We start from the raw sequence: 13,972 nt of genomic DNA, 5'->3' as shown, positions 1-13,972 counted from the left end.
AAGTTCGGCAGGCGCGCAGACGAAATGCCGGTGCGGATGCCCGGTGCGGTGCTTGTCGCGCCGCCCCCGGTGGCAAGCGTGCAGCCGGTCCCGCCACCCTTGCCGGCGGCGGAACCCAGTGTGGCGCCTGCGGCGTCCAGCCTGTTTGCGGCTGCGCCGAAGCACGACGGGCCTTCGCAGCACCCGGTGATGCCGGCATCGCTGCGCGAGCGGGTCATCGAGCAGATCGAGCCGTCGGTGGCCACGACGGTGTCCCGCGACGTGCTGCGCCGGCAGATCGAGGAAATCATCCACGGCATCGCCAACCAGGAGCGGCTGGAGCTGTCGGGCCGTGAGCAGCTCTTCCTGGCGGAGGAAATCGCCGACGACATGACCGGCTACGGGCCGCTTCGTCCGCTGCTGCTCGACGAGACGATCAACGACATCATGATCAACGGGCCGAGCAACGTCTATGTCGAGCGGGCCGGCAAACTCGAGCGCGTCGCGGTCCGGTTTCGCGACAATGACCACATCGCCTCCGTCGCGCAGAAGATCGCCTCGCAGGTCGGCCGCCGCGTCGACGAGTCCAGCCCGATGGTGGACTGTCGTCTGCCTGACGGCAGCCGCGTCAACATCATCCTGCCGCCGCTGGCCATCCATAGCCCGTGCATCTCGATCCGAAAGTTTCCGAGCCGGCGTTACAACATCGCCGCGATGATCGAGAACGGAACGATGAACGCGGCGCTTGGGCAGCTGCTGGAGATCGCCTCGCGCTGCCGGCTCAACGTTCTGGTCTCCGGCGGCACCGGCTCGGGCAAGACGACCCTGCTGAACGCCTTGAGCCAGTTCATCGACCACAGCGAGCGCATCGTCACGATCGAGGACGCGGCCGAGCTCCAGCTGCAGCAGCCGCATGTGATCAGCCTCGAGACGCGGCCTCCGAGTCTCGAAGGCACGGGACAGGTCAATCAGCGCGATCTGTTGTGGAACGCGTTGCGTATGCGGCCGGACCGCATCGTCGTGGGCGAAGTCCGCGGCGCCGAGGCATTCGACATGCTGCAGGCCATGAACACCGGCCATGACGGATCGATCTCCACCGTGCATGCCAACAGCACGCGCGATGCCCTGACCCGCGTGGAAAACATGGTGCAGATGGGGCAGGTCAATCTGCCGTCGCGCGCCATTCGCTCCCAGATCGTCGCCGCGCTGGACATCATCGTGCAGGTCGAGCGCATGCGCGACGGCCAGCGCCGCATCGTGCAGGTCAGCGAGGTGATCGGCCTCGAGGGCGAAGTGATCACCACCAACGACATTGCGCTGTTCGAGTACAAGGACGAGGACATTCACGGGCGGATATCGGGCACCTACCGGTCGACCAACGCGGTCCCGAAATTCAAGAGCCGCCTCGTCTATTACGGGCTTGATAGGGCGTGGGCCGAGGCGATGAGGCAGATCTGATGTCGACCCCCCTGGTCATCGTTCTGGTGCTTCTGCTGTGTGCGACGCTCAACACGCTGTGGCTCGACTCGCGACAGCGGCGCATGGACCGTCAGCTCGAGATTGCCCTGCCGACGGCTCAGGCGGCAACCCTGGTGTCGATTCGTCGCGCGGCCAAGGCTTCGCGCTGGAATTTGCTCGATCGCCTGGCCAACTACCGTCCCGAGATGGTGTACGCCGTGCGCCCGGTCTATGTGCTGCTTGCCGGAGCATTCGCGGCCGCCGCGGTTCTCTATGCCAACGAGTTCTTGAAATTCTCCGGCCTGAAGGCGGGTATCGCGGCTGCGATCGTCGCCTTGCTGGTCGTGCGCGGTCTGTTCGGATGGCAGCAGCGGCGGGTCGCAAATCAACTGTTCCAGCAGCTTCCCGACGCGATCCAGCTGGTGACGAGCACCGTCCGATCGGGTTTGCCTGTCAACGAGGCGTTCCGCACCATCGCGCGCGAGATGCCGCAACCGACATCCGGGCAATTTGCCATCGTCTGCAGCGAATTGAATATGGGCAGGTCGCCTGAGGAGGCCGTGGAAGATGTCTATCGGCGAACGCAGGTGCCGGAATATGCGATGTTCGCAGTGACGCTTGCGGTGCAATTGAAGACCGGCGGCAGTCTCGCGGAAACGCTGCAGACGCTGGGCGAGACGGTGAGTCAGCGGGTTGCGCTGGCGGCCCGTGCCAAGGCGCTGGCGGGAGAGGTGATCTTCTCCTCGCGCGCCCTCACGGCCGCGCCGGCGCTGATTGGCGGGCTGCTCTGGTGGATCAATCCGCGGTCGGTCGACCTGCTGTTTTCCGATCCGCAAGGCAACATGCTGCTTGCGTACGCGGTGTGTTCGGTCGTGATGGGGCATTTCGTCATCCGCTGGATGGTGAGAAGGGAAACGTCGCTATGACGGCCGGTGTCAGTTTCGCAGCTCTCGCCGTCGCAGTGGCGGCTGCGACCTTCCTGTTGATCATCCGCGAGGTGCATCTCCGTGCGCTGGACACGCGTGTGTCGAACGCGGTGCTGGGCATCCCCGACCGATCGGGCTCGAAGGACCTGATCGGCTGGCTTTCATCGGTCGGCGAGCGCTACAGGCGCTTCTACGCGCAGGAAAATCTCGCCGAGTTGCGCTTGGTCCTGCAATCGGCGGGCTTCAATCACTATCGGATGTTGCCGATCTGGATCGGCTTCAAGATGGTGAGTTCGTTCCTGCTTCCGATCGCGGCCTTCGCCATCTCGCAAATTCTGCGAAGGCCGTTCAGCGACGTGTTGATCTTCACGTTCATGGGCCTAGCGATCGGAATCATGGCCCCACGCCTGATTCTGATGGTCACGAAGCGGCGCTTCGATTCGGCGATTCGAGCGGGCACGCCCGATATGATCGACTTGCTCGTTGTCTGCAGCGAAGCGGGTATGGGCCTGGAGAGCGCGCTGGAACGCGTGGCGGACGAAATGCGCGAGACCAATCCTGCGATCGCCCATGTGTTGCACGATCTTCTTGACGATCTCCGGGTCCTGCCGACCCGCGCAGAGGCGTTCGAGAAGCTTGCTGCCACGTCGGAGGGGCTCCGTCGTTTCGGCACCATGGTCAGCCAAAGCCTGCAATACGGCACACCGCTGAGCCAGGCGCTGCGCAGCATCGCGACCGATTTGCGCCGGGAGCGCATCACCAAGCTGGAGGAGAGGGCGCACAAGCTGGGCGCCAAGCTCACAGTTCCGATGGTGCTGTTCCTGCTGCCGGCGATGTTCGTCATCCTCGGCGGAAGCCCGTTCCTCCACCTCATCCGCACGTTCACCAACCTCGGTCACTAGGCCAAGAGTGCAAGTACAATGAGCGCAAGTACAATGACATTGCCGGCAAGCCTGGCCTACGATCGGATCACGCGGGTCCTGGGCAGCGCGTGGTTTCTCCTTCTGGGGCTGGTGGTCACGCTCAAGCTCGGAGCGATGGGCGGCGAGCCCTGGCCATCGATCGTGTCGAGCCTTTGCGTCGCGGTGTTCTACCTGCTGCTGGCGCTGCTGATCCTCACCCGGGGACCTGCCAAGGCGCAGGCGGAAGGCCTGCTGCCGCGGATCGCGGCATTCGTCGGCACCTATTGGCCATGGACGATCACCTTCTTCGAGAAGACCGAAGGGACGCTGGCGAACCTGGTATCCACGGTTTGCGTGCTGGCCGGCGTGATCATGATCCTCGTCACGATCCGGCACCTGGGACGGTCGTTCAGCCTGGTGCCACAGGCGCGTTCGGTGGTGCAGACCGGCCCGTACAAATGGATCAAGCATCCTCTCTATCTGTCGGAAGAGATCGTGTTCCTCGGGGTCGTGCTGCAGCATCTGAGCTGGATGACGGTCGCCTTGCTGATCCTGCACGTCGGCATCCAGGTCAGCCGGATCCTCTACGAGGAGGACGTGCTTCGGCGCACGCTTCCCGAATATTCCAGCTACGAAGCATCGCGCTGGAGATTGATTCCCTACGTCTGGTGAGCGGCCATGCCTTGCAGGGAAAGTGACAGGAGCCTCAAGCGTTTGCTGATCGCGGATCGGCGCGGCGCCGTCGCGTTCGAGATGCCGTTCATTTTCGCTTTCTTGTTCTTGGTTATTCTGCTGCCGCTCGTTGATCTGGCGCTGGCTGGCTTCAACTACATATCAGCGTACGCGGCACTACGTGGGTTTGGGCAATATTTGCAATACAATCAGCCGACTGATGTCACGAGCACGTCGACTTGGCTTACAACTGTGCGTTCGAGGGCTAATGCTGATCCGCGTTACCCGATCAGCGATCCGACAATCATTTGCGGCGACAATCAGACGGGCTGTTCTGACGCTTCGCTCTCGCCCAAATATTATTCATTTACGACGACGGTTACCCTTGCGCCTATGGTGTTAGGGTACGCGCTTTGCAGCAATTCCTGCACGTACACGCTGTCGTATTCTGAACGGTTTCAATAGGAGTATTCGATGCGCAACATGCTCCATTGCCGCCAAGGGTCAGTTGCCTTCGCGACGGTCGTCGCCCTGGTACCTCTGATCGGAATGATGGCGCTCGGCGCCGAGGCGGGGTCTTGGTATGTTATCAAGCAGCGCGCGCAGAATGCTGCTGATGCGGCAGCTTATTCAGGCGCCTTGCGACTGGCGTGTTCTCTTGGATCACTAACTTGTGCGGATACGCAGTCGATGGATTATCGCGGCAAAGAATTCGCCGCGCAGAACACGTTCTGTAACTCGGGCGACACATCCTATCCAGGCTCCACCTGTGCTGCCAGCCTTCCGAGTGGCGTCTCGCAGACCGTCACGATTGCTTTGCTTACATCATGGAAGGGCTCTGCCGGAAACTTCGTACAGGCCAACGTGAGCCAGCAGCAGGGCGCATATTTGGCGGCGGTGCTCGGCTTAACTTCTGTCAACATAGGTGCGACGGCCGTTGCCCAAGTGCAGAACCCGAAAAACCTATGCGCATTGGGGCTCGGCAGGTGGCCGAACAACAGCGCGCTTACAATCGGCGGTAACGTCACCAACTCGGGAAATGGTTGCGGGTTGATGTCGAACGATACCGTCAAGTATTCGAGTACTCCAGCCTTCACTGGGACGGGTTGGGCCGTCGACGCCGCAAAAGGCTGCCTTCCAAACGCCACCCAGTGTGGCAGTCCCGGCGTGCCGTACAACTACTTCATGCCAACTGCTAAGAATCCGCTTTCGGGACTGGATTCGGCCTCATTCAACTCTGCAACGGGCAAGACAAGCAAACCGCCATGTAGTGGCACTTTGTCGCCGAACACTCCTACCAGTCTTTACGGCGATCTGACCTGCACGACCGGGAACACGGTAACGCTTCAGGCGGGAACCTACTTCTTTTACAACGCAGCTATCAAACTGAACGGCGGTACCATCTCGGGCACGGGTGTAACCCTTGTACTGCTTGGAGACTCGTCAATCTCTATCAGCGGCAGCGCTTCGGTTAACCTTTCGGCCCCTTCGAGCAATTCCACCTATCCTGCATTGGCCGGCGTTCTGATTGACGATCAGGCGCCGAACAAGAGCAACAATGCTGTCACCGTCAACGGCAATGGCACCACCGTTAACCTGGGCGGCGCGATGTACTTTCCAAATGTTGATGTGACTTGGAGCGGTACGAGTGCGAATGCAAATACGACGTGTTCAGAAGTCATAGCCAACACTCTGACGATGACCGGCAGTGCTTACCTGAACACGACCGGCTGTGCTCCGGGGACAGTTGCTCAAACCCAAGTTGTTCTTTTGGTGCCGTGATGAGAAAACTCGATCAACGAGGCGTCGCGGCACTGGAATTTTGCCTGGTCGCCGTGCCCCTGTTCACTCTGATCTTCGCCATCTTTGATTTCGGACGGTACGCGATCACGATGCAGTCGTTGCGCATGCTCGCGGATGCTGCCGCTCGGTCGAACATGGTCGGGTGCTACACGCCTGCTGTAGTCGGAGGTACGTCACCATCTGCTTGCACCGGTGACTACATGACTGCCGCAGATAAGCAGGTCGCTGCTCCCTTCCTGTATGGTGCCGGTCTCACGCCGACGGTGACCACGACCGCCGGTGCCTCTGCGCTGACGGTGACGGCATCCCAGTCGGGCTTCGCCATGCTGATGCCAATCTGGGGTACGTCCCTCAACGCGCCGAGCGCGTCCACCACGATTCCGTTCTGAGAAGCCCCGATTCGGGGTTGGCCGGGGTCGGATCGTTCCGGCAGGCGTCCGCCCGGACGCCCGCGGCGCTGCGCGCGCCGGCAAATAACCCAACCGGGCTACGGAAGTGGTGCACCCTGGCAACATCGGGCAGTTTTCTCAGGGGTTGCCGCTGCCCGGCCGGGCTCTTTCCTTGCAATCAGGGCGCGCCGCGGGGGATGATCCGGAGCCGCCATTAGCGGCCTGGTGGGTGGGGATCGCGGAGCAAACTGCGTTTTGGTTCAGCTCGACACGCCAGGGAATGGGAATTTCGCGAGTAACGATTTGTAGTCGGACAGACTGTAAGCTCTACGGCGTGGTGCACGAACTGGAGTGATCGGGACGTCGAGGTCGTAGGTTTACGGGGAATCGTCGCGGAGACGCGGCGAAGGGGATTGGCATGATGGGAAGTCGCGTTTCGGTCGATGCGGGACTTGGGCTGGTCGCCTTGAGCGCGATGGCGTTTGGCGCCGCGGTCGCCCTGTTTCATTTCGCCGATCCTGCCGCCGCCGCGGAGCGGCGCGCTCCGTCGTCCAGCGGCGTCTTCGTCAGCGAGATGAGCGACGTCCAGCGCGTCAAGGTGACCGTCAACAAGTCACGTACCTTCAGGGTCGACACGGCGTTTTCGACGATCGTGGCCGGTTCGCCTGACATCGCCGACGTCAAGTCGCTGAGCGACCATCTGGTCTATGTCCAGGGCAAGAAGACCGGCACCACCAACGTCATCCTGTTCGACAGCTCGATGAAGCAGATCGGCATCCTCGATGTCGAAGTGACGTTCGATATCGGCAATATGCAGCAGAACATCCAGGCCGGCACCGGCACGCGCGGCATTCGCGTGTCTGCGTCCGAAGGCCAGGTGGTGCTGAGCGGAATAGCCGCCGATGCGGTCGCCGCGGAGAAGGCGCTGACGATCGCCAAGGGCAGCGTTCCCGAGGGCGCCATCGTCGTCAATGCCATGAGCGTTGCGGCGCCGCAGCAGGTGATGCTCGAGGTGCGCTTCCTCGAGGTCAACCGCCAGGCCGGGCGCGACCTCGGTGTGAACCTGATGGCGGCAAACGCCAATGGAACCAACATCGGTCTCTCGGGGCAGGGTGGCGTTGTCGCCGCTGGCCGAAATCCCATTGGGGGTATCAACACCAACAATGGCGCCTTCGGTGCCGGCGGCGGTCAAGTCGGCGCCGCTCCCACGGGCAGCCTTCCTGTGCTGGGAACGATCGGAACGCTGGTCGGGTCCGCCGGCGGAGTGTCTCCGGCGCCGTTCGGAAGCTTGCTGACCAGCATTCTTCGGACCAGCAATGGCAGTTCGGTCGATCTGCTGATCACCGCGCTGGAAACCAAGGGACTGGCGCGGCGGCTGGCGGAGCCGAACCTGACCACGCTTTCCGGTGATGCCGCGCGCTTCCTGGCGGGCGGCGAATTTCCGGTGCCGATCCCGAGCCAGTCGACATCCGGCTTTCCGACCGTGTCGATCGAGTACAAGAAGTTCGGCGTCGAGCTGGCCTTCGTGCCAACCGTGCTCTCGCGCGGCTTGATCAACCTCCGCGTCGAGCCCTCGGTCAGCGAGCTCGACTTCGCCAATTCGATCACGATCCAGGGCACCAGCGTGCCGTCACTGACCCGCCGCGACGCGCGCACCACCGTCGAATTGCGCGACGGCCAGAGCTTCGCGATCGCCGGCCTGCTGCAGACCCGCAACCAGCAGGACGTGTCGCAATTGCCCTGGATCGGCTCGGTGCCGGTGCTCGGAGCCTTGTTCAGCAGCAAGTCCTACCAGCAGCAGGAAACCGACCTGGTCATCATCGTGACGCCGCGCCTGGTCGCGCCGGCGGCGCCCGGCCAGCAACTGGCATCGCCGCTCGACTCCCGCCTGCCGGCCAACGACGTCGATTTCTTCCTCAATGGCCAGATGGAAGTCCGCAAGCGTTACAATGATTACGTCAACTCCGGCGGAGACGTGAAGGGACCCTATGGCCACATCATCGCGCCCGATGCGGTCGTCCGCGCTCCGCCACCGGCTGCCGCTGTAGACCAGCCGGTCGTGAAAACCCTGAACTAGAGGAGGCGGGAGATGACCATCCGATATCTGGCTTTGCTCGCCCCCTTGCTGCTCGGCGGCTGCTACGGCGTGTACGGGCATGACGAGATGGACCGCTACGTGCAGCGCTCCGACACCATCACGATGAGTGCCGGCAATGCCAAAGAGGTCAACGCCGCCACCCACACGATCCATCCGTGGCCGGCCTATGTCGGCGATCGCAGGATCGCGTATGACGCACGGCGTGTGACCGAGAGCGTGAAGCGCTACGGCACCACGTCGCGGCCGGTCGATCAACTGCCCGACTTTGGCGATCCAACCAAGGCGATGGGCCAGCCGCCGCCCGTCACCACGATTCAGAATGTCAACACGACCGGATTGGGAGCGGGGACCGGAGGTTCGGTGGCCGTCGGGGTCGGCAAATAGGAGTGAGCTGACGGGTCACAGCTTGGTGGCATTTGGCGCTGGGACGTCGATTTCTCGATCGACCTTGGCGGCGTGGGCCAGATACCGGGGCAGGCTCGACAGGGAAGTGCGACGTTGGTTTCTGGCGCTGGCCTCAGTGATTCGGTCGCGCGGTCTGTTTCTCGTAGGTAGTTTCGCGATGATGTTTCGAATGGGGCAAGAGATGCGCTGGACCTGGGGAGCGGGACGAGGGTTGCATCGTCTTGCGCCGGCGTTGATCTGCTGCTGCTTGGCGACCGGCCTTGCCGGCTGTGACTACACGACGCGGGAAGCTGCGATCGTCGCGCCGGTGGATCCGCCGGGCGGCGATCCCGTGCAGGAGCCGACCGACGTCAAATACTATCCCTCCGACGAGCCGGTGCGGTTGGGCCTCGAGCATTACAACCGCGGCAATTACGGCATCGCGCAGCGCTATTTCAAGGATGCGGTCGAGAAATCGCCAAAGGACGTGACCGCCTGGGTCGGGCTCGCGGCGAGCTATGACAAGATCCGCCGCTTCGATCTTGCCGATCAGGCCTATGCGCAGGCGATCCGGCTTGGCGGCGAGACCGTGCAGATCCTGAACGACCAGGGATATTCCCTCATGCTGCGCGGCAATCTGGGCGGCGCGCGGCGCAAGTTCGAGAAGGCGTATTCGCTCGATCCGGGCAACCCGGTGATCGCCAACAACCTCGAGCTTCTCAACGGCAGCCGGAAGTTCATCGAGCGGCCGCCGAACAATCAGCCGTAGTCTGATCGATCCCGAGTCGCTTGCTTCACCTCTCCCCATCGGGGAGAGGTCGATTTGCAAAGCAAATCGGGTGAGGGGCCGCAGCTCTCATGAGGGACCGTGACCCCTCACCCGGCGCTACGCGCCGACCTCTCCCAAGGGAGAGGTGAACCTCCGCTGTCGATCCAGTTCAACCTGATCTCATCACGCCTCAGTTCGGCAGCAGCACGGCATCGACCCGGCGGCTGTTTCGCGTGCTGATGATGATGGTGCCATTGCGGGTCGCAAATCGCGCACCGACGAGCCGCGGAACTTTCTGCATCAGCGCGGATGGCAGCGGAATCATTCCGCCGGTGATGGGATCGCCGACATTGACCGCCGGCGCCCCCGCGCCGGCCGAAGGGGCAGCCTTGATGTATTCCCTGATCAGCTGAATCTCTTCGCGCGACAAGTTGAGCGCAGCCTGTTCGCTGGCGGCGTCAGCAGTCTTCTTCTCCGCTTCGGCCTTGTCCCGCGCTTCGTCCTGCTCCGCGGCTTCGCGTTTCGCAGCTTCCTGTTCGAGCCTTGCAAGACGTTCCCTCAGCGGGACCAGCTCCCGACGCAGCGCGGCATTGTCCGACTTCAACGTGGAGATCTGGCCGAGTGCGATCGCTGCGGCAACGCAAGCGACGACCGAAATCAGGCTGAGGCACGCAACGGCCAGCCCCGTCATTCCGCCGCGGCTTTCGCTGCGTCGATCCGGTCCGTCGTCCGTGGATCGCCGTTTCCGCGCGCGGCGGAGCTTGGGCATTCTGGCGCCGAGCCACCCGGCAAGTTGCGACAGCCGAGAATCGTTTCGATCCGTCGGATGAACGGAACCAAATGCCGGCTCGGGGACGATCGGAGCGCGTGCGGGCAGGTCGGGTGCTGCAGTTAGGCGGCTTGCGTTCGAGGTCGCGCGATCGGCAAGCTCTTCCATCAGGCGCGGCAATTGGCGAGCAATATCGTCGGGCTGCTCGACCACAGCATCGCCGATCGCATCGCGCGTGTCGGCCGCAGCAATCTCCAACCTATCCGCCTGCGGTTCGCCGAGCTCCTGTTCGGCGATCTCCTGCTCGGCGAGTTCCTGTTCGGCGCGGGACGCTTCCAGCGAGCGCCACAGCGCGAGGCCGGAGTCCGTGATCTGCAGCCCGGTCTCATTGATCGAGGCCCATCCGGATTGGAACACGTCGGCGTCGCCAAGCTCGGACGATCGCTTCAACTTCGTGGCCGCATCGCCCGCGGCGATCATGCGCTTGACTTCGCGGCTGACCTCTTCGAGCGGAATCCGTTGCTCGGGTCTTGCGGCCAGCACGCTCAGGATCGCCAGGTTGAATCTCATGTGGCGCCCCTCGATGTCGCATCAAGCGGTCGTGCAGCCGTTGCTCTCCCGTGCGGGCGACGAGCGAACCTCAGCGGAGGTCGAAGCAGATCAAACATGCCGTCGTGGACGCCCGTCAGTCGGAGAGCCAGGCAACTGTAGCGGCTCCCCCACGGGCAAACAATCCGCCTTCAGGCGCACGACGGATGGATAAGTCCGCCTGCGAACGCGACTGCCGGGATCAAAGTCCACCGGCGCAGCTCAGAGAAATTCCCGAAGCCTGGAGAGCTCGATCACGTGCTCGGGCGACAGCACATCGGGGACGAGGGGAGGCTGCGACTTGGTTCGGATCTCGTAGAGATGTCGGGTCTTCTCGGGCTTGCCCATGAAGTCCCGAATGCACTGGTCGAGCGTTCCGTTGACGATCATATACGGCGCGCGATCCTCTCGCCTGGAATTGCCGAGAGAAGGCCATTTGTAGAGGTAGGCCGCAGCCTGGAAGTCCACCTGATGAGAGTGGTCGGTCATTTGGGATGTCTACCCGAAAAAGCCCGTCCGTCAAAGCATGCCGGCCTGCGCACACCAGGGCGATGGGGATGCGAGAGCCGTGCGTCGTCGCGCGCGTCTCTGACCAAGCGTGTAATCGTGGGTGCCGAGCGATCTGCCAACCGCCTCGACCTCGCTCAACCACCAGCCTCGCTTCGATATCGCGCGAGCCAAGATGTGCGTCGACGCGGAGTGCACGCCAACGCCCGCTGACGTAGACGGCATCGCTCGCGGCGCGTGCGCCTGCAACAATTCCGGGTCGACCGGGTTTGAGTATGTTCTTGATTTGTTCTTTTGGCCGTCGTAGCGTCCAAAGACGGGCGGTCTTGCTCAGGTCAGGGATGAACGGGCCGAGATGGCAGCCGCAGCCACCATCCTTCACGCGGATCTGGATGCGTTCTACGCGTCGGTCGAGCAGCTGCTCGAGCCGTCGCTGCAAGGCAAGCCGATCGCCGTCGGCGGCGGCGTTGTGCTTGCAGCGTCCTATGAGGCCAAGGCCTTCGGGGTGCACGGTGGCATGTCGGGACGGGAAGCTCGCCGGCTCTGCCCGCAGCTCATCTTCGTCGGCGGCCATTTCAGCGATTACCAACGGCTGGGTGACGCGGCCATCAAGGTGATCGGCGACTTCACGCCGCTGGTCGAGCGCATCTCGATCGACGAGGCGTTTGCCGACGTTGCCGGTTGTACTCATCTGTTCGGAGCGCCCGCCGAAATTGCCGCGGCGATCCGGCGGCGCGTGCGCACCGAGCTCGGCCTTGCGATCTCGGTCGGCGTCGCCCGCACCAAGCACCTCGCGAAGATCGCCTCGCAGGTTGCCAAGCCCGATGGACTTGTCGTCGTTGATCCCGACGCCGAGCTCGGCTTCCTTCATGAATTGCCGGTTGAATTGATGTGGGGCGTGGGACCGGTCACCCGGACACGGCTGGACGCAATCGGCGTCTCGACGATCGGCCAACTCGCCAAATTGTCGGAGCGCTCGTTGACGCGGTTGCTCGGTCCCGCGGCGGGCGAGAAGCTTGCTGCGCTGTCCTGGAATCGCGATCCGCGACAACTCAAGCCGCATCGGCGCGCGCGCTCGGCAGGCGCACAATCGGCGCTTGGCCGAAAGCCCGCGATCGAGCAGGTCATTCGGCCGACGCTGCTTCATCTCGCCGATCGCGTCGCCACGCGGCTGCGAGCGAAATCCCGGCCCGGACGAACCGTGACGGTGCGCGTTCGGTTCGCCGACCTGAAATCGGTGACGCGCTCGATGACGCTCGATGCGCCGGTGTGCACGACGATGATCCTCGCCCGGCTCGCCGAGAATCTGGTGCGCGCCGCCCTTGCCGACCATCCGGGCGAGAAGTTCATTTCGCTGCTGGCGATTTCGGTGTCGCACCTCGAGGAGCATTGGGATCTTGCGCTCGAGCTTCCGCTTGGACTGGCCGATGAAGCGCTTCGCGCCGGAAGCCCGGCAGGGCTGGCGCGCTGGGCGGCGGACCGCGCCATCGACAAGGTCCGCGATCGCTTTGGCTGGGATGCGATCGGATACGGTTCGGCGGCGCTGGAGGTCGTTCGCTCGGTGCCCGACGATTTCCGCAAGCTGGCCGAGAAGGATCTCTAGCTCTGCGCCGGTTCACCGGTCTGTCATTGCATTAAGAAAAGGCAATTTGGAATCGCGGGCTTGTGAGTGGTGACCTGGCGCGCTCGGTCTATCCTGCGCCTGCGGAGGATAGCCATGAAGTTCAGCGCCGAACTGATCCAGACGATGCGCGATGCGCTAGAGACGGTGATGGCAAGCGTCCCGGCCGATCAATCCGTGTTCGGTCTCAAGGCGGCGGTTGCCGAATGCATCTTGCGGGCGGCCGCCCACGGCCAGACGTCGTTCGACGGGCTCGTGACGTCAGCATCCGATCAGCTGCAGTCGATCATCTCGATGCTGAGCTAGGAGATCGGATCGGGCGCGACGATCGCTCGCGGTCCTGTCTACCTGCCGCACGAATGGCAGCAGGCGATCGTTGTCAGCGGAGCGCTGACGCAGCGCTTGCTGGCGCTCGTTACCGTGCAGCCGCGCTGAACGCCTATGATGAACCGATGCCGTCCCTCGCGATCCTGGTCAGGGCTTCGTATCCGGATGGCGTCAGGTGCAGGAGATCGCTCTTGTAATTGGCGCACGGCGTGGTCCGTCCGCAAGCGATGTTGGAGGCGTCGATCGTCCTGATTCCGAGTTCCCGGCTTCTTCGGCTGAGTTCGGAATTGACCGATCCAATGTTCTCGGCCGCCCCCTTCATTTGCTCGCCTCGCGGAAGAATCTGGATCGAGTAGATCTTGCCGTTCGGCCAAAGCGCCCTGATCTCTTCAAACAGCTTTTGATAGGATTCCATCACGCCGCACGGCTTGTCGAGGTAGATGTTGTTGGTCCCGACCAGCACGATGACGGACCTCGGCTTGATCTTACGCAATCGCTCGCGCTCGTGTTCGATGAACCAGAGCGTGTTCTGAATCCTGTCGCGTCCGACGCCGAGGTTGGCCACCGGCCCGGCGCCGAGCGAGGCTGACAACTCCTTCGGCCACGCCTCGACCAGCGAGTCGCCGAGCATGACCGTCGAAACATCGCTGGTTAAGCCTGACACATTTCGCTCATATTTGCGTAGAGCATCGGCATTGTCCGGCATGGCCGGTGTCACGGCGAATTGCGCATCGGTCTTGTCGCATGCAGCTCGCGCACTCTGCGCTCGTCCCACCGACG

At 62.9% G+C, this 13,972-nt stretch carries 15 protein-coding genes; 12 read left to right on the top strand and 3 right to left on the bottom strand.

Annotation, left to right across the window (positions count from 1 at the left end; genetic code table 11):
• Positions 1–36 precede the first annotated feature (36 nt).
• From AC628_RS09055 to AC628_RS09010, 10 genes are all read left to right on the top strand, one after another.
• A complete protein-coding gene (locus tag AC628_RS09055) occupies positions 37–1,437 on the top strand; it encodes a TadA family conjugal transfer-associated ATPase (RefSeq protein ID WP_502689612.1) in 1,401 nt (466 codons plus the stop codon).
• Positions 1,437–2,363, top strand: a complete 927-nt coding sequence (locus AC628_RS09050) for a type II secretion system F family protein (protein ID WP_074126530.1) — start codon at positions 1,437–1,439, stop codon at positions 2,361–2,363. The genes AC628_RS09055 and AC628_RS09050 overlap by 1 nt, the downstream gene beginning before the upstream one ends.
• Positions 2,360–3,265, top strand: coding sequence for a type II secretion system F family protein (locus AC628_RS09045; protein ID WP_074126515.1), 906 nt, complete (start codon positions 2,360–2,362; stop codon positions 3,263–3,265). Before AC628_RS09050 ends, AC628_RS09045 begins: the two co-directional genes overlap by 4 nt.
• Positions 3,266–3,283: 18 nt before the next feature.
• Positions 3,284–3,937, top strand: coding sequence for a methyltransferase family protein (locus AC628_RS09040; RefSeq protein ID WP_074126514.1), 654 nt, complete (start codon positions 3,284–3,286; stop codon positions 3,935–3,937).
• Between the two features lie 42 nt (positions 3,938–3,979).
• Positions 3,980–4,402, top strand: coding sequence for a hypothetical protein (locus tag AC628_RS09035; protein ID WP_143201503.1), 423 nt, complete (start codon positions 3,980–3,982; stop codon positions 4,400–4,402).
• Between the two features lie 9 nt (positions 4,403–4,411).
• On the top strand, positions 4,412–5,719 hold the full coding sequence (locus AC628_RS09030) for a pilus assembly protein TadG-related protein (RefSeq protein WP_074126512.1): 1,308 nt from the start codon (positions 4,412–4,414) through the stop codon (positions 5,717–5,719).
• The gene (locus tag AC628_RS09025; protein ID WP_245321102.1) at positions 5,719–6,129 is read left to right on the top strand and encodes a TadE family protein; all 411 of its coding nucleotides are present in this window, start codon (positions 5,719–5,721) and stop codon (positions 6,127–6,129) included. Before AC628_RS09030 ends, AC628_RS09025 begins: the two co-directional genes overlap by 1 nt.
• 418 nt (positions 6,130–6,547) lie before the next feature.
• The gene (locus AC628_RS09020; protein ID WP_074126510.1) at positions 6,548–8,206 is read left to right on the top strand and encodes a type II and III secretion system protein family protein; all 1,659 of its coding nucleotides are present in this window, start codon (positions 6,548–6,550) and stop codon (positions 8,204–8,206) included.
• Positions 8,207–8,218: 12 nt separating this feature from the next.
• The gene (locus AC628_RS09015) at positions 8,219–8,611 is read left to right on the top strand and encodes a hypothetical protein (protein ID WP_074126509.1); all 393 of its coding nucleotides are present in this window, start codon (positions 8,219–8,221) and stop codon (positions 8,609–8,611) included.
• Positions 8,612–8,843: 232 nt separating this feature from the next.
• Positions 8,844–9,380, top strand: coding sequence for a tetratricopeptide repeat protein (locus AC628_RS09010; RefSeq protein WP_502689611.1), 537 nt, complete (start codon positions 8,844–8,846; stop codon positions 9,378–9,380).
• 190 nt (positions 9,381–9,570) lie between these two features.
• Here AC628_RS09010 and AC628_RS42045 read toward each other — a convergent pair whose 3' ends face one another.
• On the bottom strand, positions 9,571–10,719 hold the full coding sequence (locus AC628_RS42045) for a hypothetical protein (protein ID WP_083632735.1): 1,149 nt from the start codon (positions 10,717–10,719) through the stop codon (positions 9,571–9,573).
• A 240-nt stretch (positions 10,720–10,959) separates the two neighbouring features.
• Complete coding sequence (locus AC628_RS09000) at positions 10,960–11,226, bottom strand: hypothetical protein (RefSeq protein WP_074126508.1); 267 nt, start codon at positions 11,224–11,226, stop codon at positions 10,960–10,962.
• 373 nt (positions 11,227–11,599) lie between these two features.
• On the opposite strand from AC628_RS09000, the gene dinB reads away from it, so the two are divergent.
• Together dinB and AC628_RS08990 are read left to right on the top strand one after the other, a co-directional pair.
• A complete protein-coding gene (dinB, locus tag AC628_RS08995; protein ID WP_074126507.1) occupies positions 11,600–12,847 on the top strand; it encodes a DNA polymerase IV in 1,248 nt (415 codons plus the stop codon).
• A gap of 114 nt (positions 12,848–12,961) precedes the next feature.
• Entirely contained in the window at positions 12,962–13,171 is a 210-nt protein-coding gene (locus tag AC628_RS08990) for a hypothetical protein (RefSeq protein ID WP_074126506.1), read from the top strand.
• A 133-nt stretch (positions 13,172–13,304) separates the two neighbouring features.
• On the opposite strand, the gene AC628_RS42040 is transcribed toward AC628_RS08990, so the two are convergent.
• A complete protein-coding gene (locus AC628_RS42040) occupies positions 13,305–13,856 on the bottom strand; it encodes an SGNH/GDSL hydrolase family protein (protein WP_168193337.1) in 552 nt (183 codons plus the stop codon).
• Positions 13,857–13,972 lie beyond the last annotated feature (116 nt).

Origin of the sequence: Bradyrhizobium sp. NAS96.2 (assembly GCF_001908235.1) — a bacterium.
Lineage (GTDB): Bacteria > Pseudomonadota > Alphaproteobacteria > Rhizobiales > Xanthobacteraceae > Bradyrhizobium.
This window is presented reverse-complemented; position numbering and strand designations above follow the sequence as displayed.

Excerpts from the sequence above, each read along its gene's own strand:
- AC628_RS09055 (WP_502689612.1), top strand. The coding sequence starts at position 37 with ATGCCCGGTGCGGTGCTTGTCGCGCCGCCCCCGGTGGCAAGCGTGCAG.
- AC628_RS09050 (WP_074126530.1), top strand. The coding sequence starts at position 1,437 with ATGTCGACCCCCCTGGTCATCGTTCTGGTGCTTCTGCTGTGTGCGACG.
- AC628_RS09045 (WP_074126515.1), top strand. The coding sequence starts at position 2,360 with ATGACGGCCGGTGTCAGTTTCGCAGCTCTCGCCGTCGCAGTGGCGGCT.
- AC628_RS09040 (WP_074126514.1), top strand. The coding sequence starts at position 3,284 with ATGAGCGCAAGTACAATGACATTGCCGGCAAGCCTGGCCTACGATCGG.
- AC628_RS09030 (WP_074126512.1), top strand. The coding sequence starts at position 4,412 with ATGCGCAACATGCTCCATTGCCGCCAAGGGTCAGTTGCCTTCGCGACG.
- AC628_RS09025 (WP_245321102.1), top strand. The coding sequence starts at position 5,719 with ATGAGAAAACTCGATCAACGAGGCGTCGCGGCACTGGAATTTTGCCTG.
- AC628_RS09020 (WP_074126510.1), top strand. The coding sequence starts at position 6,548 with ATGATGGGAAGTCGCGTTTCGGTCGATGCGGGACTTGGGCTGGTCGCC.
- AC628_RS09015 (WP_074126509.1), top strand. The coding sequence starts at position 8,219 with ATGACCATCCGATATCTGGCTTTGCTCGCCCCCTTGCTGCTCGGCGGC.
- AC628_RS42045 (WP_083632735.1), bottom strand. The coding sequence starts at position 10,719 with ATGAGATTCAACCTGGCGATCCTGAGCGTGCTGGCCGCAAGACCCGAG.
- AC628_RS09000 (WP_074126508.1), bottom strand. The coding sequence starts at position 11,226 with ATGACCGACCACTCTCATCAGGTGGACTTCCAGGCTGCGGCCTACCTC.
- dinB (WP_074126507.1), top strand. The coding sequence starts at position 11,600 with ATGGCAGCCGCAGCCACCATCCTTCACGCGGATCTGGATGCGTTCTAC.
- AC628_RS08990 (WP_074126506.1), top strand. The coding sequence starts at position 12,962 with ATGAAGTTCAGCGCCGAACTGATCCAGACGATGCGCGATGCGCTAGAG.